The sequence below is a fragment of the Methylobacterium sp. AC690 genome, from assembly GCF_979256535.1.
Genome location: NZ_CEEDOX010000003.1, coordinates 238108 through 258776 on the forward strand (window position 1 = coordinate 238108; position 20669 = coordinate 258776).

Annotated in this window: 11 protein-coding genes and 1 pseudogene; 6 read left to right on the plus strand and 6 right to left on the minus strand. The window is 64.6% G+C overall.

Annotated elements, in window-relative coordinates:
• The first annotated feature begins 123 nt into the window (after positions 1 to 123).
• A complete protein-coding gene (treS, locus tag AC0IY1_RS05160) occupies positions 124 to 3381 on the plus strand; it encodes a maltose alpha-D-glucosyltransferase (protein WP_471768106.1) in 3258 nt (1085 codons plus the stop codon).
• Complete coding sequence (gene glgB / locus AC0IY1_RS05165; RefSeq protein WP_471768109.1) at positions 3382 to 5685, plus strand: 1,4-alpha-glucan branching protein GlgB; 2304 nt, start codon at positions 3382 to 3384, stop codon at positions 5683 to 5685.
• A 116-nt stretch (positions 5686 to 5801) separates the two neighbouring features.
• Here the strand turns inward: glgB and glgA are convergent, their stop codons facing one another.
• Positions 5802 to 7307: a glycogen synthase GlgA gene (gene glgA / locus AC0IY1_RS05170; protein ID WP_471768112.1), complete on the minus strand. Its 1506-nt coding sequence runs from the start codon at positions 7305 to 7307 to the stop codon at positions 5802 to 5804.
• A 191-nt stretch (positions 7308 to 7498) separates the two neighbouring features.
• Positions 7499 to 9097, minus strand: coding sequence for an alpha-amylase family glycosyl hydrolase (locus AC0IY1_RS05175; protein WP_471768114.1), 1599 nt, complete (start codon positions 9095 to 9097; stop codon positions 7499 to 7501).
• A 576-nt stretch (positions 9098 to 9673) separates the two neighbouring features.
• Here AC0IY1_RS05175 and AC0IY1_RS05180 point away from each other — a divergent pair.
• From AC0IY1_RS05180 to tnpC, 4 genes and pseudogenes are all read left to right on the plus strand, one after another.
• A complete protein-coding gene (locus AC0IY1_RS05180; RefSeq protein WP_471768252.1) occupies positions 9674 to 12127 on the plus strand; it encodes a glycogen/starch/alpha-glucan phosphorylase in 2454 nt (817 codons plus the stop codon).
• A 175-nt stretch (positions 12128 to 12302) separates the two neighbouring features.
• Entirely contained in the window at positions 12303 to 12716 is a 414-nt protein-coding gene (gene tnpA, locus AC0IY1_RS05185; RefSeq protein ID WP_471768116.1) for an IS66-like element accessory protein TnpA, read from the plus strand.
• Positions 12713 to 13060, plus strand: a complete 348-nt coding sequence (gene tnpB, locus AC0IY1_RS05190; RefSeq protein WP_471768118.1) for an IS66 family insertion sequence element accessory protein TnpB — start codon at positions 12713 to 12715, stop codon at positions 13058 to 13060. Before tnpA ends, tnpB begins: the two co-directional genes overlap by 4 nt.
• 114 nt (positions 13061 to 13174) lie before the next feature.
• Positions 13175 to 14680, plus strand: a pseudogene (gene tnpC / locus AC0IY1_RS05195) (IS66 family transposase).
• A gap of 100 nt (positions 14681 to 14780) precedes the next feature.
• Here the strand turns inward: tnpC and AC0IY1_RS05200 are convergent.
• The 4 genes from AC0IY1_RS05200 to AC0IY1_RS05215 all read right to left on the minus strand — a co-directional run bounded on the left by AC0IY1_RS05200 (position 14781) and on the right by AC0IY1_RS05215 (position 20666).
• Positions 14781 to 15725 (minus strand): ferredoxin reductase domain-containing protein, encoded by a 945-nt coding sequence (locus tag AC0IY1_RS05200; RefSeq protein WP_055954915.1) that lies wholly within the window; start codon positions 15723 to 15725, stop codon positions 14781 to 14783.
• Positions 15726 to 15792: 67 nt separating this feature from the next.
• Entirely contained in the window at positions 15793 to 16146 is a 354-nt protein-coding gene (locus tag AC0IY1_RS05205; RefSeq protein ID WP_471768120.1) for a hypothetical protein, read from the minus strand.
• Positions 16147 to 16276: 130 nt separating this feature from the next.
• On the minus strand, positions 16277 to 19162 hold the full coding sequence (locus AC0IY1_RS05210; RefSeq protein ID WP_471768123.1) for an EAL domain-containing protein: 2886 nt from the start codon (positions 19160 to 19162) through the stop codon (positions 16277 to 16279).
• A 208-nt stretch (positions 19163 to 19370) separates the two neighbouring features.
• Positions 19371 to 20666, minus strand: coding sequence for a M16 family metallopeptidase (locus AC0IY1_RS05215; RefSeq protein WP_471768126.1), 1296 nt, complete (start codon positions 20664 to 20666; stop codon positions 19371 to 19373).
• Positions 20667 to 20669: the final 3 nt, after the last annotated feature.

The window sequence follows — 20669 nt, forward strand, 5'->3', positions numbered from 1 at the left end:
TCGTGTCGCCCGATTGTCGGCGCCTACCCAGCCGACGGACGCCGTACTCGCCAGTCTCATCGCTGTGAGTGGTACGGATGCCCCGGACACGCCCTTGAACTCGACGCATGAGGCAACGACGCGATGATCGATCGCAGCGATCCGCAATGGTACCGTGACGCCATCATCTACCAGATCCACGTCAAGTCGTTCTTCGACTCCAACAATGACGGGATCGGCGATTTCGAGGGCCTGACGCAGAAGCTCGACTATGTCCGCGACCTCGGTGTCACGGCCATCTGGCTGATGCCGTTTTATCCGTCGCCCCTGCGCGACGACGGCTACGACATCGGCGATTATCGGGACGTCAATCCGTCCTACGGCACGATGGAGGAGTTCCGGAAGTTCGTGGACGCGGCGCACGAGCGCGGCCTGCGGGTGATCACCGAGCTCGTCATCAATCACACCTCCGACCAGCATCCCTGGTTCCAGCGAGCCCGCGAGGCCCCGGCCGGTTCGCCGGAGCGCGACTTCTATGTCTGGTCGGATACCGATACACCGTACTCGGACACGCGCATCATCTTCCTCGACACCGAGGTCTCGAACTGGACTTGGGACCCTGTCGCCAAGCAGTACTTCTGGCACCGCTTCTACAGCCACCAGCCCGACCTGAACTTCGACAATCCGGCCGTGCTCGAAGCGGTCATCGAGGTGATGCGCTACTGGCTCGACATGGGCGTGGATGGCCTGCGCCTCGATGCAATCCCCTACCTGATCGAGCGGGACGGCACGAACTGCGAAAACCTGCCGGAGACACACACGGTCATCAAGGCGATCCGCGCGGCTTTGGATGCGAGCTATCCCGACCGGATGCTGCTGGCTGAGGCCAATCAGTGGCCCGAGGAGACCGCGCAGTATTTCGGCGACGGCGACGAGTGCCATATGGCATTCCACTTCCCGCTGATGCCGCGCATGTACATGGCGATCGCCCGCGAGGACCGGCACCCGATCACCGACATCATGCGCCAGACCCCGGAAATTCCCGAGGGCTGCCAGTGGGCGATCTTCCTGCGCAACCATGACGAGCTGACCCTCGAGATGGTCACCGCCGAGGAGCGCGACTACCTCTGGTCTTTCTATGCCGCCGAGCGCCGCGCCCGCATCAACCTCGGCATCCGGCGCCGCCTCGCGCCCCTGTTGGAGAACGATCGGCGCAAGATCGAGCTGATGAAGTCCCTCGTCCTGTCGATGCCCGGCACGCCGGTGCTGTATTACGGCGACGAGATCGGCATGGGCGACAACATCTACCTCGGTGATCGCGACGGCGTGCGGACGCCGATGCAATGGTCGCCGGACCGCAACGGTGGCTTCTCGCGGGCCAATCCACAGAAGCTCTTCCTGCCTTCCGTGCAGGACCCGATCTACGGCTTCGACGCGATCAACGTCGAGGCACAGACCCAGTCGCAGACCAGTTTGCTGAACTGGACGCGGCGCATGATCGCGATCCGCAACAATTCGGTGGCGCTCGGCCGGGGCGGCATGCAGTTCCTCTATCCTTCGAACCGCAAGGTCCTCGCCTGGATCCGCGAGTTCGAGGGCGAGCGGGTCCTCTGCGTCGCCAACCTGTCCCGAGCGCCGCAGGCGGTGCAGCTCGACCTGTCGGAACTGCGCAGCGCCGTTCCGATCGAGCTGACGGGTGGCTCGGAGTTCCCGGCCATCGGCGATCTGCCATACCTGCTCACCTTGCCCTCCTACGGCTTCTACTGGTTCTCCCTGAGCGCGGCGAACACGGGCAGCATCGGTCCGCAGCCCGAATTGCCGGAACTCTTCACCCTCGTTCTCACGGGTGGCATCGAGACCTTGATGGCCGGGCGCGAGCGCACGGCCTTCGAGCGCACAGTCGCGCCGCGCTTCATCGCGACCCGTCGTTGGTTCGCCGCCAAGGGCTCGCGCATCAAGTCGGTGCAGGTCACCGACAGCGCGGCGCTGAAGGACAGCACCGGCGAGGCGAAGTTCCTCCTGCCCCGGGTCGCCGTTCACCTCTCCACGGGCGAGCGGCAGGACTATTTCGTGCCGGTGGCAGTCGATGAAGGCCGCGAAGACGAGGCCATGCTTCAGCATGCCGTGGCGCGTGTCCGCCGGGGTCCGCGCACCGGGCTGCTGCTCGGCGCGGCCGCTTCGTCGAGCTTCGCCGTTGCGATGGTCGAGAGCATGCGCGAGGGTCGCGAGATCGCCACCGAGACCGGGCGCCTCGTCTTCTCCACCACTTCCGCCTTCGATCGCGATGTGGTGGTGGAGCCCGGCGAGATCCGGTCGCTGAACGCTGAGCAGAGCAACACCTCGATCGCCATCGGCTCGAAGATGATGCTGAAGCTGCTGCGCCGCCTGCAGACCGGGACCCATCCCGAGATCGAAGTCGGGCGTTTCCTTACTGAGACCGCGCACTTCCACAACACGCCGGCGCTCCTTGGCGTTCTTGAGCACGTCGACGCCAAGGGCACTCGTACAGCGCTCGCGGTGCTGCAGAAGTTCGTGCCGAACCAGGGCGATGCCTGGACGCTGATGCTGGAAGGCCTGCGCCGCGACTTCGACACGGTGGTGTTGGCGCCGGAGAGCGAAGCTCCGTCACCCGCGGAGGCGTTCGAGACCCACCTGCGCTGGGCGATTCTGCTCGGGCGCCGCACGGCCGAAATGCACAACGCGTTCGCGGTCGAGACCGACGACCCGGCCTTCGCGGCCGAGCCCTTCGACCACGCCGACCTCTACGCCCTCGGCGACGACACGCGCCGCCAAGCGGAGCGGGCTTTCCGCGGGCTCGACGGCCTCGCGGGCCGCGGCTCCAATGCTGCGAGCACCGAACTGGCGGGCCGCCGCCACGAGGTCGAGGCGGCGATCGAGACCCTGACCGCCAGGGCACCACAGGGCGCTACGAAGACCCGCATCCACGGAGATTATCACCTCGGGCAGGTGCTGGCGGCAGAGGACGATCTCATCATCGTCGACTTCGAAGGTGAACCCTCGCGGCCGGCCGACGAGCGTCGGATCAAGTCGACACCGTTGCGGGACGTCGCCGGCATGCTGCGCTCCTTCGCGTACGGCGCCGAGACCGTCACCCGTGGGATCGCCGCGCGCTTCTCGGATTCCGAGGAGCGGGCCCGGCGGGCTTCGATCGCCTGGCGCGGCATGATCGATGCCGCCTTCCTCGACGGCTACCGCGAGGCCGTCTCGGTGAGCCGGGCCGCCGTGACCGATCCGGAGACCGAGGGCCGTCTTCTCAGGCTCTCATTGCTGACGAAGGCGCTCTACGAAGTCGATTACGAAGCCAACAATCGACCCGACTGGATCGAAATCCCCGCCCGTGGGGTTCTCAACATTCTGGATGAGATCAAGAGAGGCGTTTGAATGATGGGCATCGACGAGACGTTCGCGAGCAGGACCGGCCAAGCGTCGGGCACCTCCGGATCGGCGGACGTTACGCCCGTTGCCACCCGGGCGCCGCAATCCGCGGCGCCCGAGACCGGTTCGCTTCACCCCGACGTCATTGCCGCAATGATGGCGGCGAACCATGGCGATCCCTTCTCGGTGCTGGGTCCTCATGAGGTGGGGCCGGGTCAGTGGGAGGTTCGCGCCGTGCTGCCGGAGGCGAAATCCGCGAGCCTGCTCGTGGGCAGCCAACGCATTTCCTTCGAGCGCAAGCACCCGGACGGCTTCTTCGTCGCACGCCTGCCGAGTGAGGGGCGTCCGCTCTATGAGCTATCCGTCGAAACCTGGGACGGCGTCGAGCGCTCGCGCCACGATCCGTACGGGTTCGGCTCCTCCCTGCGCCAAAAGGACATCGACAATCTGCGCGAGGTCGGCAGCAACGTCACCTACCGCATCCTGGGTGCGCAGCATCGCCCGGTCGACGGGATCGACGGTTTCCGCTTCGCGGTCTGGGCACCGAATGCCCGCCGAGTCAGCGTCGTCGGCGACTTCAATAACTGGGATGGCCGTCGCCATCCCATGCGGCTCTGGCAGAATGGCGGCATCTGGGAACTGTTCATCCCCGGATTGAAGGCTGGTGCGCACTACAAATACGAGATCCGTGGCGCCGATGGATCATTGCTGCCCCTCAAAGCCGATCCCGTCGCTTTCGCGGCCCAGAAGCCGCCGGAGACCGCCTCGGTTCTCCAGGGCACGAACGATCCTGCCTGGCATGATGAAAAGTGGATGGCAACGCGGGGTGAGAAGGACCCGCGCCACATTCCGATCTCGATCTACGAGGTCCATCTCGGTTCCTGGGCGCGGGTCGCCGAAGAAGGCAACCGTTACCTGACGTACCGGGAACTGAGTGAGCGCCTGATTCCCTACGTGAAGGAGATGGGCTTCACGCACATTGAGATGCTGCCGATCACAGAGTTTCCCTTTGACGGATCCTGGGGTTACCAGCCGGTCTCGCTCTTTGCGCCGACGAGCCGCTTCGGCACGCCGGATGACTTCGCTGCTTTCGTCGATGCGGCCCACGCGGCCGGCATCGGCGTGATGCTTGATTGGGTGCCGGGCCATTTCCCCCTCGACGCGCACGGCTTGGGTCAGTTCGATGGGACGCATCTCTACGAGCACGCCGACCCTCGTCAGGGCTTCCACCAGGATTGGGGCACCTACATCTATAATTTCGGTCGGACGGAAGTCTCCAGCTTCCTCGCCGCCAATGCCCGGTTCTGGCTCGAGCATTATCACCTCGATGGCCTTCGCGTGGATGCCGTCGCGTCAATGCTCTACCTCGACTACTCGCGTCGTCAGGGCGAGTGGATTCCGAACCGTTATGGTGGCAACGAAAATCTCGACGCCATCGAGTTCCTACGCAAGACCAACGAGGCGACCTACGCGCACGCACCCGGCACCCTGACTGTGGCCGAGGAATCCACCTCCTGGCCGGGTGTTTCGCACCCAACCTATACGGGTGGCCTCGGTTTCGGCTTCAAGTGGAATATGGGGTGGATGCACGACACCCTGAATTTCGTCTCCAAGGAGACGATTCATCGCCGCTACCACCACCACGACCTGACCTTCGGGCTGCTCTATGCCTTCTCGGAGAACTTCATCCTTCCGCTGTCTCACGACGAGGTGGTGCACGGGAAGGGCTCGCTCCTCGGCAAGATGCCCGGTGACCGTTGGCAGAAGTTCGCGAATTTACGCGCCTATTACGGCTTCATGTGGGGGCATCCCGGTAAGAAGCTGCTCTTCATGGGTTGCGAGTTCGGCCAGGAGAAGGAATGGAACCACAACCAGAGCCTCGATTGGCACCTTCTGGAAGACGGGATGCATCAGGGCGTCAAGGATTTGATCCGCGACCTCAACCACCTCTACAAGGCGACGCCAGCCCTCCATAGCCGGGATACCGAGGCTGCCGGGTTCCAGTGGCTGGTCGCCGACGACCAGGACAACAGCGTCATCGCCTGGGCCCGGAAGGGTCGTGAGCCGGATGAGATTGCCGTGGTGGTCGCGAACTTTACGCCGGTGCCGCGGGAGAGCTACCGGATCGGGGTTCCGGTTGCCGGTTTCTATCGGGAAGCCATCAATTCGGACGCGGAGCGCTACGGGGGTTCGAATGTCGGCAATATGGGCGGCGTTCAGGCCGAAGCCGTACCGAGCCATGGTCAGCCCTATTCGGTGTCCATGACGATCCCACCCCTGGCAACGACGATCTTTCTCCGCGAGGGGTAAGGTCGTACGTCGCGGGTCCCGTCTTCAGGGATGGGACCTGCAAATCTTAGCAAACGAACAAAGCCGGCGGGTGACCCCGCCGGCTTTGTTCGTTTGCCGATAGCGCCGTCGTGACTTTACGCAGCGCGGAGGCGCAGGCCGGCAGTGTTGCCGAAGGCGCGGGCGTAGAGGGATGCGTAGTTCATCGCGGCCTGATCCCAACCGAACGAGCGCGACATGGCGTGGCGACGCATGGCGTTGAGGCGCTTCTTCTGTGCGAAAGTATCGAAGGCGCGCCGGATCGCGTTCGAGAAGCCACGCGTGGAGGCCTCGCCGAAGGTGAAGCCGGTGACGCCGTCCTCCACCGTATCAGCAAGTCCGCCGGTCCGATGAACGATCGGCAGTGATCCGAAGCGCTGGGCATACATTTGCGCCAATCCACATGGCTCGAAGCGCGAAGGCATCAGCAGAAAATCGCTGCCCGCGAACATCCGGCGCGCATCCCGCTCCTCGAAGCCGACATGGACGCCGATAGAGGAGGGATGGCGGCGAGCGAGGTCTCGCAATGCACCTTCGAAACGGCCTTCGCCCTGGCCGATCACCACGAGCTGACCGCCCTCGGCCACGATCGACTCGGCTGCGGCGATGCTGAGATCGATGCCCTTCTGGTGCACCAGTCGGGAGACCACGGCGAAGAGGGGACCGCGCGAAACGGCCAGACCGAACTGTCGCCGGACAGTCTCGGCGTTGGCACGCTTGCCCTTCCAATCATCGACCTCGAAACGGGCGGCAAGATGGGCGTCGGTCCGCGGGTCCCAGCTCTCGTCGATCCCGTTGAGGATCCCGGCGAGGCGGCCCTGTGCGGCCCGTGTCCGTAGCAGGCCATCGAGCCCGCAGCCTGATTCCGGTGTGATGATTTCCCGAGCGTAGGTCTCGCTGACGGTTGTTACGTGCGAAGCGTAGAAGAGCCCGGCCTTGAGGAACGAGAGCTGACCGTAGAACTCGACGCCGTCCATCTGGAAGGCATCTTCGGGTACCCCGAGGCGCCCGAGGGACTCGCGCGGGAAAACGCCCTGATAGGCAAGGTTGTGAACCGTAAGGATGCTCGGCACTCGCAGTCCAGCCCATGCGAGATACGCGGGGGCGAGGGCAGCCTGCCAATCGTTTAGATGAAGAAGATCTGCGGCCCAAGCCGGGTCGATGCCCCGCGCGATTTCTGCAGCAGCGAGGCTTAGACGGGCGAAGCGGATGTCATTGTCGCCGAAATCGCCCTGCGCGTTGCCGTAGGGTGTCCCGTCGCGCTGATAGAGATCTGCATTGAGGACAACGTAGACTTGGAGCCCATCGCTGGTCTCCACGAGGCCAAGATCACAGGGCGGTACGCCCGCTTGGGCCGGCAACTGTGCGACGACCGGGATGTGATCGAACTGCTCGACGACCTGCCGGTATCCGGGAATGAGGACGCGAACATCGTAGTGCTTGCGTAGAGCTCGCGGAAGAGAGCCCGCCACTTCGCCAAGACCCCCCGTTTTCACGAAATCGGCCATCTCCGGCGTAGCGAAGAGAATGCGGGGCTGTAATTGGTGGCGGAAACGGGTGCCGTGGTGGAGGTCTGTGGGATTCTGCTGGTCCGCCAGGCTCATCAATTCGTTCCCGCGTCGAGCGGTGGGCGGGAACGGAGAGCAAGAGCCCAGCATCGACGTCGACCTCGTGAACGCAGCGAGACGGTGATTGTTCCGTTGCATTGCACAATTCAAGCCACGTTCAGAAACTTTCTCGCAACGAGACGCTTCTGCCCGCTTTTCACACGCTGATGTGATGCTCGCTGCGACCCTCAGCTGCAGCCTCTGATGAGAATCAGGCCTTCATTGGCCTCGAGCACCAAATCGTTGGCGTGCTGGTTGCTGGCTCGGTCCGTGTGGGTGGAAAGGAGAACGGTCCATGCGCCACCATATGCCCCCGTATCGCTGACGGTTTGTGGCGATGCACTAAAGTTTAGCAGGATGCGGAGTGTCGTATCAGCGTCATGCCGCTCATAGGCAAAGACGAACGCAGTCGATGAAGGCAGGCTGCGAAATCCACCCGTCGAGAGAGCCGTATTGTCCCGGCGGAGGCGCAGGAGGCGACGGTAGAGGATGAGGAGCGATCGGGCATCGTCGCACTGGCGCTCGACGTTCCGGGCTGCCGCATCCGCGCTTAGGGGGAGCCAAGGCTCGCCCACGCTGAAACCCGCATTGGGTGAGTCGTCCCACTGCATCGGCGTGCGTTCGGAATCGCGGCCGTGGCCTGGCTCGTTGCGCTCCCAGGGATCCTGGACCCGGTCTGGCGGAATGGGCACGTGGGCGAGGCCTATCTCGTCACCGTAGTAGAGCGTCGGCGTGCCGCGCAGGGTCAACAGAAGCATCGCCGCGATGCTGGCCTGTGCGGCACCGACCCGTGCCGCGATCCTGGGTTGATCATGGTTGCCGAGCACCCAATTCGGCCATCCGCCGGGGGGAAGGGCGTCCTCGTAGGCGACGACGAGTTCGGCCACCGAGCGTGCGTTCCAGGGCGTTTGAATGAGTTGGAAGTTGAAGGGCAGATCGACGCCTGCCAGATCGGCGCCATAATACGCTACGAGTCGCTCAACGGGCAGGTATATCTCGCCGATCAGAACGCGATCACCGTAGGGTGCGAGTACGGCCCGCATCTCTGCGATGACATCGAAGATCTCGGGGCGATCCGCGGAATAGACCTGAGTGAAGCGATTGATCTCGGCCTGCCCCGAGGTGAAGCCCGGATTGGCAGGATTATCGCGGAAGCCCTCATCCTTCATCAGGTGCCAAATCACGTCGACACGGAAACCGTCGACACCGCGGTCGAGCCAGAAGCGGAGGACATCGTGCATCGCCGCGCGAACCTCCGGGTTGCGCCAGTTCAGGTCCGGCTGCTCGGGCAGGAAGGCATGGTAGTAGTATTGCCCCGTCGCTGCGTCTCGGCTCCAGGCGGGGCCGCCGAAATTGCTGATCCAGTTGTTGGGCGGACCACCATCGGGGGCGGGATCGCGCCAGATATACCAATCTCGCTTGGGGCTCGTGCGCGAAGCGCGGCTTTCCGCAAACCACGGATGGGCGATCGAGGTGTGGTTCGGGACGAAATCGAGGATGACCTTGAGCCGCCTGAAATGGGCTTCCGCCACCAGAGCGTCGAAGTCCTCCAGTGTTCCGAACAAGGGGTCGACGCCACAATAGTCCGCGACGTCGTAACCGAAATCCGCCATCGGAGAGGGATAGAACGGCGAGATCCAGACAGCATCGACGCCGAGCCAGGCGAGATAGTCGAGACGTCGGGTGATCCCGCGCAGATCCCCGATCCCGTCCCCGTCGCTATCCTGGAAGGAGCGCGGGTAGACCTGATAGACGGTGCCGCTCTTCCACCAGACCGTATCCGCCATGCAATCCTCCGCCGACGCGCCCCGGTCGCGTTCGGGTCGGACCCTAGCCGCAGACGGGACCTCGCGCGACCCGCTCGGATTGAGGGGCGTTCAGACAATATTCGAACGTGGTGTGGTCTCATTCCCGAACGGTTTGGCTGGGACTGTCGGACACCATGACGCAGGTTTGTGTTTCAGGGGAGCTCTGTGGTCTCGATGGGGCGCCAGTAGGGCACGCTCGGACAAGCAAAGTACCCCATCCTAAAGCGGTACCGAATTCGCAGCATTGGTGGAGTGCGAGAATGGGGCTCCGGGGCGAGGATCGAACATCAGACTAGAGAAAGATCGCGAGCGCGGTACGGCCCATGCTGCACCGGTTGGCGAGACGAAACGAAGGGGACCGGGCCGAACGCAGAACTGGAATGCCCGAGAGCATGATAGCCCCAGGGTTGTCATCCTGGCGGCGGCTTCCAAGTCTGATGGCCGAAAAAAGGGGGGGACTAAGACGTGCTGAACGACAAACTCATCGGACGAGACAATTCCGACGTCACCACATCGATGGAGGCTTCGGAGATGACTCTACGAGGGCCCTCGCCAATGTCGCGAGAACGCACCCGACCGCTGCAGAAGCCGTCCGGCGATGCTGTAGCGGACCTGCGGGAGGCCATCCTGGCCAAGCTGGTCTATGCCATCGGAAAGACGCCCCGGACTGCACGTGAGCGTGACTGGTTCGCCGCGACCGCCCTCGCCCTGCGTGACCGGGTCGTCGATGCTTGCCACGATGCGGATGGGTCGATCCCCAACAAGCGAGTCTATTACCTATCCCTGGAATTCCTCATCGGTCGTCTTCTCTCCGATGCCATGAACAATCTCGGCCTCGTCGAGACCACCCGGACGGCCCTGCGCGAGCTCGGCGTGGAACTGGGCGACGTGGAGGCGGCGGAGCCAGATGCCGCGTTGGGGAACGGCGGCCTCGGACGTCTCGCCGCCTGCTTCATGGAAAGCATGGCCAGCCTGTCGATCCCCGCTATCGGATACGGGATTCGCTACGATCACGGCCTCTTCCGGCAATCCCTGGAGGACGGATGGCAGAAGGAAGCCCCGGAGACCTGGCTCGCCGAGGGTAATCCTTGGGAATTTCCGCGACCCGAGGCGACCTACACGATCGGTTTCGGTGGCCACGTCACCATGTCGTCGATCTCCGAAGGCGTGATCCGTCGCCATTGGCATCCGGCCGAAACGGTACGGGCGGTGGCACATGACGTGCCGGTCGTCGGGTGGCGCGGACGCCATGTGAATACGTTGCGTCTCTGGAAGGCCGAAGCCCACGTGCCTGTCGAGCTGGCTCAGTTCAATGGCGGAGACCATGTGGGTGCCGTTTCAGCGCGGGCTCGCGCTGAAGCAATCTCTCGCGTGCTTTATCCGAGCGACTCGTCCGCGGAGGGCCAGGAACTGCGCCTGAGGCAGGAATACTTCTTCACCTCCGCCTCGCTACAGGATCTGGTGCGCCGGCATGCAGCCGAGCGCGGCGATTTGCGTTCGCTGCCCGATCACGCCGCAATCCAGCTCAATGATACGCATCCCGCCATCGCGGTGCCGGAGTTGATGCGCCTCCTCCTCGAGGATCATGGCTTCAACTGGGAGGATGCCTGGCACGTCACGACGCACACTCTCGGCTATACGAACCACACGTTGCTTCCCGAGGCGCTGGAGACTTGGCCGGTCGAGTTGATGGAGCGCGTGCTGCCGCGGCATATGCAGATCATCTACCTGATCAACTGGATGCACCTTGAAGAGCAGGGCAAGCAGGGCCGTGGTTCTGCCGAGAAGCTCGCTGCCGTGTCGCTCATCGACGAAACCCATGGCAAGCGGGTCCGCATGGGCCATCTTGCATTCTTGGGAGCCCGCCGCGTGAACGGCGTGTCTGCGCTGCATACCGATCTGATGCGCTCGACGGTGTTCAAGGAACTCCACGCCCTCGACACGGACAAGATCGTCAACAAGACGAATGGGATCACCTTCCGGCGCTGGCTCCACAACGCCAATCCGGAACTCACAGCCCTCGTTGTCGAGGCAGTCGGGCCTGAGGTGCTTGATACGCCCGAACTGCTCACCGGCTTGGCCGATGTCGCATCCGATACGAACTTCCAATCCCGCTACGCAGCGATGCGCCGTGCGCGGAAGGCGGCTCTCGCGCAGGTGGTTGCCGATCGCACTGGTGTCGCGATCGATCCGTCGGCCCTCTTCGACGTACAGATCAAGCGCATCCACGAGTACAAGCGCCAGCTCCTCAACGTGATCGAGACCGTTGCCTTGTATCAGGCGATCAAGGCTGACCCGACGGCCGACTGGACGCCGCGCGTGAAGATCTTTGCCGGGAAGGCGGCACCGAGCTACGTCCAGGCCAAGCTCATCATCAAGCTCGCCTGCGATGTCGCCAAGGTGGTGAACACCGACCCGGACGTGGCGGGCCGCCTGAAGGTGGTCTTCCTGCCGAACTACTCTGTGAGCTTGGCGGAGGCGATCATCCCCGCGGCCGATCTCTCCGAGCAGATCTCTACGGCCGGCATGGAGGCCTCCGGTACCGGCAACATGAAGCTCGCCCTCAACGGCGCGGTGACGATCGGCACCCTCGATGGCGCCAACATCGAGATCCGTGACCATGTGGGCGCGGACAACATCTTCATCTTCGGCCTCGATGCGGCCGGGGTGCAGGGTCGGATGGCGGAGTCGAACTACGCTGAGGCAGCTATCGCCGCTTCGCCCCGTCTGCGGGCCGCCCTTGACCTCATCGAGGTTGGAGGCTTTTCGCCCGAGGAGCCAGGCCGTTTCGGACCGATCGTCAATGACCTGCGCCACAACGATCGTTATCTCCTCACCGTCGATTTCGACGATTACTGGCGCGTTCAGCGCTCGGTCGATCAGGCCTGGAACGATCCGAAGGCCTGGTGGCGTACGGCCATCCTCAACACCGCTCGGATGGCGTGGTTCTCATCCGACCGTTCCATGCGGGAATATGCGGAGGACATTTGGCGGGTTCGGCTTAGCTGATTTGCCCAGTGCGCCCGGCTCCCGAGATGGGGGCCGGGCAGGTCGCGGCTGCAATCTAGAAATGACTGAGCCGCATCCCCAGGGTACGCGTCCGGTGATGGCCGCGGTCGACGGCCTCGCGCACTCGGCTGAAGTCTGACCTTAATGCTGGCGTTCAGGTCAGCGGGTCGGGGCGATGCGGGTCGAGGTGCTTGAGGGGGCCGAACGACGGCGGCGCTGGTCGTTCGAGGACAAGGTGCGGATCGTCGAAGCCTCGTACGAGGCCGGGGTGTCGGTGTGTTCGGTGGCGCGCCGGCACGGGATTGCCCAGGGCCTGCTGTTCACGTGGCGACGCCAGGCTCGAGAAGGCCGTTTGGGCGGGGACGAGCAGGCCCCGGTCTTCGTGCCCGTCGCGATCACCCCGGAGCCATCGCCGGCGGTTCCAGTTCTGCGGTCGGATGATCTTGATGCTGCGGCCCAGCCCCGTCGAGCGCGGCGCAAGACCGGCGTCATGGAGATCGATCTCGGTGACGGTCGGCGTCTCAAGGTCGACCGGGACGTCGATGCCGCGGCGCTGCGTCGGGTGCTCGATGCCCTGGAGGGTCGATGATCCCGCTGCCGGCCAGCGTCCGGGTCTGGCTGGCGACCGGCCACACCGACATGCGCAAGGGCTTTTCCAGCTTGGGGATGATCGTCCAGGAGACGCTGAGGCGCGACCCTCATTGCGGGCACCTGTTCGTGTTCCGCGGCCGGCGCGGCGACCTGATCAAGGTGATCTGGCACGATGGCCAGGGCGCGTGCCTGTACACCAAGCGGCTCGACCGCGGCCGTTTCCTCTGGCCCTCGGTGGCGGACGGAGCCGTGACGATCTCGACGGCGCAACTCGGCTACCTGCTCTCGGGCATCGACTGGCGGATGCCGCAGGAGAGTTGGCGTCCGAGCGCCGTCGGCTAGCGCTGTCGGCTGAGGATAACGCGTTACAGGGGCTGAGGAATATGCTCTTCTGTGGGCGTGTTGAACGCGCCTGAGCCCCCGCCGCTTCCCACGGATCTCGCCGCCGCCCACGCCATGATCCTGGCCGAGCGGGCGGCGCGGCTCGTGTCCGAGATCGCGGTCGAACGGCTCAAGCTGGAGGTCGCCCGGCTGCGACGGGAGCGCTTCGGGGCCTCCTCGGAACGCAGCGCCCGGATCGACCAGCTCGAACTCGCCCTGGAGGATCTGGAGGAGACGCTGGCTGAGACGGAGGCGCAGGCGGCTGCCGAGCCCGATGGGCTCCCCAGTGCAGCTTCCTCGCGGCGCAAGCCCGCTCGTCGGCCTCTCCCCGAGCACCTGCCGCGCGAGCGCGTCGTCCATCCCGGCCCGACGACCTGCGCTTGTTGCGGCGGGACGCGCCTACGCCACCTCGGCGAGGACGTCACCGAGACCCTGGAGCGGATCCCGGCGCGCTGGGTGGTGATCCAGCACGTGCGTGAGCGCTTCTTCTGCAGCGACTGCGAGACCATCATGCAGAATCCGGCCCCCTTCCATCCGATCCCGCGGGGTCGGGCTGGGCCGAACCTCCTGGCCGAGGTGATGATGGCCAAGTTCGGCCTACACCTGCCTCTGCATCGACAGAGCCAGCGCTTCACGCATGAAGGCGTGCCGATCGACGTCTCGACCCTGGCCGGCTAGGTCGGGGCCGTCACCACCGCCCTGTCGCCCCTGGTCGCTCGAATCGAAGCCCATGTCCGGGGGGCCGAGCGCCTCCATCTCGACGACACGCCGGTGCCGGTTTTGGCCAAGGGCAAGACCCGCACGGGCCGGCTCTGGACGGTGGTGCGCGACGACCGCCCCTTCGGTGGACCCGAGCCGCCGGCCGCGGCCTACTTCTACTCCCCCGATCGCTCTGGCGCGCATGCCGAGACCTGGCTGGGGGACTTCCACGGCATCGTGCAGGCGGACGCCTTCTCGGGGTTCGGCCGGCTGTACAACCCCGGACGCAAGCCGGGTCCGATCCGCGAGGCGGCCTGCTGGGCGCATGCCCGACGCAAGTTATTCGAACTGGCCGATCTGAAGAAGGCCCCGATCGCCATCGAGGCAGTCACGCGGATCGATGCGATCTTCGCCATTGAGCGCGCCGCCAACGGTCTTGCCCCGGATGAGCGCTGCGCACACCGCCGCGCCCGCTCGGCCGCCCTCGTCACCGACCTGGAAGCGTGGCTGCGGGACAACCGCGCCAAGCTCTCGGCCAAGACCCCCACAGCCGCGGCGATCGATTACCTGCTCACGCGCTGGAGCGCCTTCACCCGGTTCCTCGACGACGGACGCATCTGCCTCTCCAACAATGCCGCCGAACGCGCCATCCGTCCCTTCGCGGTGGGCCGCCGCAACTGGACCTTCGCCGGCTCGGATGCCGGCAGCCATCGCACCGCGGCGCTCTACACGCTGATCGATACCGCCAAGCTCAACGGCATCGACCCGCAGGCGTGGCTCGCCGACATCCTCGCGCGGCTACCCGACCATCCCGCCCGGCGCATCGACAATCTGCTGCCGTGGAACTGGACCCAACTTCAGCCCCGGCAGATCGCCGCCTGACACCCCGTCGAAACCACGACCGCGGCCTTCACCGAAGGCGTACTCCCCAGGGGAATGTGGCTCATTTCGTTTGATCGCCTCAGCGGGGTCGGGGGCCGAGCTAGATCCCGGCGTCAATCAGGATCGGATGGCACCGGGCCCCGGTGGTGGCGGCGAGGACCTCCACGGCTCCGACGGTCGAGGCATCCCCCGCGACGTGTACCACGTCTGTGCTCCGCAGCGATGGCAGGTGTGCTGTGAGGGGCCCCGGGCGAACTTCGGGCGGACGTTGGCGGGTGCGGTCGGAGACGGTGACGATTTTGGTGACGCCGGTCGCGCGCAACCAATCGAGCGCCGGTCGCATGTAAAGGTCGAGTGGATTGCGCGCCCCGACCACCAGGATGATTTCACGGGCGGGTTCGATGTAGCGCGCCGCATGGGCAATGGACCAGATCGGTGCAAAGCCGGTCTCGGAAGCAACAAGAACGAGGCGTCCGCCCCCTGCACGGTAGAAGCCGCGACCGACGGGCCCTTTCACCTTCACCGGGTGATCGCACGCGAGAGCTTCCACCAATTCGTGGCCGAGACCGAAGCCGTCGCGGTCCTGGCGCAGGTGGAACACTAACTCGTTAAGTTCCGCCGATCCGTCGACGCGCAGGGTCGGGCTCAGGGTGACGGGCGCGAAATTTTCGAATGTGACGTCGAGCCCGTGACCCGGTTCCAGGGCAAGCCGACGAGTGATCGTCACGACGACTTGGAAGGTATGCGGACCAAGGGGGGTGATCTCGGTGACTGTGCCGGTCCGCTTCTGCACGGCGGTCGGTCGACTCGGCAGCACCAGGCGAGAAGGTGGCTCGATGGCAGCTGCGCGAGGCAGCGAAAGCTTGATGGCCTCACCACGATGGGCGCGGCTCTGAGCCCGGCGTGGGGCAGGGCCGGCGCCCTGGCCACCGGCTCCAGGCGTGGCAGCGATCATCCCATCGGCAAGAGCGGCTTCCAGCGGGGTGTCACCGGTGGAAACGCGCACGGACTTGCCGTTGACGACGAGCGAGCAGCGGGCGCTCATGGTCGTCCTTCAGGTGTGGGGAATGGAGTGGGTGCGTCGCGGAGGTGTCGCTGAGCGACGCCTCGCCTCAGCGCGGTTCGTGGAGCAGATGGTCGACCAGGGCGGCCCAACGGTCGCGGACCGCCTGTGCCTCCGGCGACAGTGGCTCGGCGCCGTCGATCCGGCTGATGCAGGCGCGGAGCCGGTCGACCTCGCGACGTTCGGCCCCCAGCACGGCTTTCATGACCATAACCTCGGCCTTGAGCCGCGACACCTCACCTGCCGCGGCCGTACCGGACGTCGCGACTGCGATGGGTGCGGCAGCCGGAACCTCATGAACCACCGCGACGTCGGGCGCCGCGCGAAGCGGACGCGCCATCAAGCGTCGGACCAGACCGGTGTCGATCTCGTCGTCCACGATCCGCAACGCAGCCTGCGCCATGACCCCATCTCCCTCGGCCAGCGCGTTGCGCTTTGCCGCCCGCCCATCAACTCGAAGCTGAGGATGCCCGATCATGGTTAAGGGAGGTTTAACTGGATGCGATGGTTTGCTCGCATCCAACGGATCTCCCTCAGGCAGCTTCGGGCGCTGCACCGAGCAACTGCCGAGCTTGAAGCATCGACATCGGTTCGCCGAAGGCGAAACCTTGAGCATATTCACAGCCCAGTTCAAATAGGATCTGTGTGTCGACTTCCGATTCGGCGCCTTCCGCAATGATCGACAAGCCGAGTTCCTGTGCCATCTTGACGATGGATCGCAGGATGGCGGTCTGGCCCGTCGCGATCTGGCGTACGAAGGATTGGTCGATCTTGATTGTGTCGAAGGGGAAGCGCTGCAGATAGGAGAGGGCCGAGTAGCCAGTGCCGAAATCATCCAGGGACAGGCCGGCTCCAAGGTCGTGAATGCGGTGAAGCATCTGCGCTGCGTATTCAGGATTCTCCATCACCAGGCTCTCGGTCATCTCCAGCTTCAAAGAGCCAGGGATGACTCCTGAACGGGCGAGGATCGTCTTCACGTCATGCAAGAGGTCGTGGCGGAGGAGCTGTCGTGAGGAGACGTTGACGGAGGCGAAGATCGGCGGTTCCACATCGAGGGAACGCTGCCAAGCTGCCAGCTCGAGAGCGGTTCGCTCCAAGGCGAAGATACCAAGATTGACGATGAAGCCGCTTTCTTCCGCGATCGGCAGGAAGGTCGCGGGACCAATGCGGCCGAGCTTCGGATGGTCCCAGCGCAGGAGCGTCTCGAAACCCGCGACGGTGCGGTCCTCCAGCCGGACGATCGGCTGGAACAGCACCTTCATCTCGTTTCGATCCAGCGCCCGGCGCAGATCGGCTTCCAGCATCAAGCGATCGCTGCGCTCGTTACGCATGGTGGCGCGGAACACTTCGGTGCGATCCCCACCGCCGCGCTTGGCTTGGATCATCGCCATCTCGGCGTTCTTGAACACCTCTTCCCGCTTCAGGTTCGCACCACCCTCGTAGAGGGCGAGACCCACAGAGACCGTCAGGAAGATTTCGCGATCCGCATAGGTGATTGGTGTCGCAATCGCTTTGCGGATCATTTCCGCGAACGCGAGGATGCGGTCCGGCTCGCGTTCGGAAATCAGGATCAGGGCGAACTCATCGCCCGCGACACGGGCCAGGGTATCCTGTGGGCGGAGGAGGCGTCCGAGTCTACGCGACAGCGTCAGAAGGATCGAGTCACCGGCCGACAGACCGATGGCGTCGTTGATGGACTTGAACCGATCGATGTCGAGGACGATCGTCGTCGGCCGTAACCGGGCATCCTGGCTGGCGAAAGCCAGCGCCGCATCGAGGCGATCATAGAAGAGTTCGCGGTTCGGCAGACCCGTGAGGCTGTCATGCACCGCATCGTGGAGAAGCCGCTCCTCGGCCGTCTTCACCTCGGTGACATCGCTGATCGTGCCGACGACCCGGATAACCTCTCCGTCCGAACCAATCACGGGCCGTGCCTTGAGGCGATACCAATAGTACGGGCCGGCCGTGGAGCGCAGGCGGAAATCGTGCACGATGCGGCCACGGCGTTCCTCGATGACTGTGTCGAGGGCCGCCGAGTAGCGCTCGACGTCGAACGGATGGACCAAGCTCAGCCAGTTGGCCGCAGGGCCTTCGAGGGCGCCGCGTTTCAGACCAAGCTGTCCCTCGATTTCCTGACCGGCAAAGACACGGTCACCCGGTACGTCCCAGTCGAACACCACGTCCCCTGCGCCGGCAAGGGCCAATGCGCGACGCTCGGTGTCAGAGACAAGAGCGTGGGTCAGGCCACCGCCCGCGAACGCATGCTGCATCACGGTGAAGCCGATCAGCATGACGATCAGCACGAGGCCGCCGATGAGGGCCGGTTGTACCAGGTCGCTGCTGATCTGCCCCGTGATCGCGAACCCTGCAGCCACCACCCAGACGAGAAGCAGGCACCAAGTAGGCACCAGCAGGATGGCGCGGTCATAACCGTTGTGCGCCGCCAGATAGACGATCAGCAGCAGGCCAACCCCGGCCACCGCCGCAATAGAAATACGGGCGACACCCGCCGCCACAGGCGGATCGAAGACCGCGAGGCCCACCAAGCACGCCAGGAACAGAAGCCAGATGATCGCCACGTGGCTGTAGCGGACGTGCCACCGGCTGAGATTCAGATAGGCGAACAGGAAGACCAGCAGCGTCGCGCCGAGAACCGCCTCCGTCGAGGCGCGATAGACACGCTCGGCAACCTCGGTAATGGGAAACACACGCTGCAGGAAGCCGAAATCAATCGACGCGTAGGCCAGCACGGCCCAAGCCAGGGACGCAGCGGCAGGAAAAATGATCGCGCCCTTCACGACGAAGATGATCGTCAGGAAGAGGGCGAGGAGACCTGCAATGCCGATAATAATGCCCTTGTACAGGGTCAGGCCGTTGGCCTTCTTGCGATAAGCTTCCTGATCCCAGAGGTACACTTGTGGGATGTTCGGGCCTCGGAGCTCGGCCACGTAGGTTACCGTCGCACCGGGATCGAGAGTGATGACGAACTGATCGGCTTCCGGGTTCTCATCACGCTCTGGCCGAATGCCCTGGCTCGCCGTGATGGCGGCGATGCGCGAGCCTCCGAGATCGGGCCAGACAACACCCGAACCCACGAGGCGAAAATGCGGGGCGACGAGGACCCGGTCCACCTGCTCGTCGGTGTCGTTCGTGAGGGCGAACACCATCCAGTCAGGGCGGGCGCCGGTCTCACGGGCCTTGACCACGATGCGGCGGACGATCCCGTCCTTGCCCGGAGCGGTGGAGATCTGAATCAGGTCGCCATCGGAGCGATAGCGCTCGATCATCGGTGTGAGATCGATAACGGGCGCGTCGAGCGTGACGCGGACCGCCTCGACGGCCTGCGCCGGTCCTCCGACGATCAGGGCACTGAGCAGTGCCGCAGCGAGGGCGGCTAGGACGAGGGCGAATCTACGCAACGGGCGAGTGTTCCGGCCGGGCGAGGCATGATCGATGGAAACAGGCGACGGGAGACGGCTCAGCTGTGCATCCAGTCGTATCGGTGGGGGCCTCGACGAGCAAGGCAAACGGTTGCCTTGCGCGACGGCGTTCACCGGTTGTGAACCGTGGCGCCGACGAGGTTCGATCGCCCGCCTTTGCGGCCAAAACAAGCCGCAAAGGCCAAGCTCACGCCGCCTTCAACGCCGCTGTGATGCGGTCGAGCGTCGGAAGCTTCTTGATCGGGCCGATGGCGGCGAGGGTTGGGGCGCCCTTCAGCAGGCGTCGGCCAGCTTGGCGGACGTCGTCGACGGTGACCGCGTCCACCTTCGCGATGACCTCGCTGGCTGGAATAACCCGGCCCCAGGCCAGGATCTGTCGGGCGTTGCGTTCGATTCGGCCACCAGGGGTCTCCAAGGCGGAGAGCAGCGCGACCTTCAGCTGGGCCTTCGCCCGAGCGACTTCGATCGTGTCGGCATCCGCCGCGGCACGGATCGTTGCGTCCAGCGTCACGTCCATCAACTCGGCGAGGTCACCCCCGGATGTACCGGCGCCAATTCCGAACAGACCACAATCGTAGAACGCCCAATGAAAGGATTGGATCTCGTAAGCCAGGCCTCGCGTTTCGCGCACCTCGTGCCACAGCCGCGAGGTCAGGCCGCCACCGAGCACCTGTGCGAAGATGTGAAGCGCGTAGTAATCGTCGTCGCGAAACGACAGGCCTGGCAGGCCGAGCACGACGTTGGCTTGCTCGAGCTTCTTCGGCAGCCGCTTCTCGCCACCACCATAGACCCCCGGGACTGCTTCCGGCGGCTGCGTCGGCTTTAGATCACCGAAATAGCGCGACGCCGATTCGACGATTTGGTCATGGCCGATGGCGCCCGCCGCCGCCAGGACGGTGCGGTCGGGGGTATATTCCCGCGCGATGTAGGCCTCGATCGCTGCTCGGTCGAAGCTGTTGATCGTCTCGGGCGTGCCAATGATCGGCCGCCCCATTGGCTGGTTCGGAAAGGCCGCCTCGGTGAACGCCTCGTAGACGATATCGTCGGGGGTATCCTCGATCGCCGCGTATTCCTGCAGGATCACGCTCTTCTCACGCGCAAGTTCGCCGGCATCGAAGACTGAATTGGTGAGGATGTCTCCGATCACATCGAGGGCGACGCCCGCATCTTCGCCCAGCACCCGCGCGGTGTAGCTCGTTCCCTCGGCACTCGTTGCGGCATTGATGTCGCCGCCGACATTCTCGATGTCCTCGGCAATGCGGCGGGCGGACCGGGTCTTCGTACCCTTGAAGGCCATATGCTCGATGAGGTGGCTCAGACCGCCCTCGTCGGCACATTCGTGGCGCGAGCCGGCTCCGACCCAGACGCCAAGCGTCGCCGTCGCCACGCCCGGCATCGACTCGGTAACCACGGTGACCCCGTTGTCGAGCTTGGTGATCTTGAGATCGGGCGAAGCGCCGTGGGTGGCGAAATGTTGGTTCATGAG

What these genes read in the sequence shown, in the direction of transcription:
- treS (WP_471768106.1), top strand. Translation starts at nt 124, where the DNA reads ATGATCGATCGCAGCGATCCGCAATGGTACCGTGACGCCATCATCTAC.
- glgB (WP_471768109.1), top strand. Translation starts at nt 3,382, where the DNA reads ATGATGGGCATCGACGAGACGTTCGCGAGCAGGACCGGCCAAGCGTCG.
- glgA (WP_471768112.1), bottom strand. Translation starts at nt 7,307, where the DNA reads ATGAGCCTGGCGGACCAGCAGAATCCCACAGACCTCCACCACGGCACC.
- AC0IY1_RS05175 (WP_471768114.1), bottom strand. Translation starts at nt 9,097, where the DNA reads ATGGCGGATACGGTCTGGTGGAAGAGCGGCACCGTCTATCAGGTCTAC.
- AC0IY1_RS05180 (WP_471768252.1), top strand. Translation starts at nt 9,674, where the DNA reads ATGTCGCGAGAACGCACCCGACCGCTGCAGAAGCCGTCCGGCGATGCT.
- tnpA (WP_471768116.1), top strand. Translation starts at nt 12,303, where the DNA reads ATGCGGGTCGAGGTGCTTGAGGGGGCCGAACGACGGCGGCGCTGGTCG.
- tnpB (WP_471768118.1), top strand. Translation starts at nt 12,713, where the DNA reads ATGATCCCGCTGCCGGCCAGCGTCCGGGTCTGGCTGGCGACCGGCCAC.
- AC0IY1_RS05200 (WP_055954915.1), bottom strand. Translation starts at nt 15,725, where the DNA reads ATGAGCGCCCGCTGCTCGCTCGTCGTCAACGGCAAGTCCGTGCGCGTT.
- AC0IY1_RS05205 (WP_471768120.1), bottom strand. Translation starts at nt 16,146, where the DNA reads ATGGCGCAGGCTGCGTTGCGGATCGTGGACGACGAGATCGACACCGGT.
- AC0IY1_RS05215 (WP_471768126.1), bottom strand. Translation starts at nt 20,666, where the DNA reads ATGAACCAACATTTCGCCACCCACGGCGCTTCGCCCGATCTCAAGATC.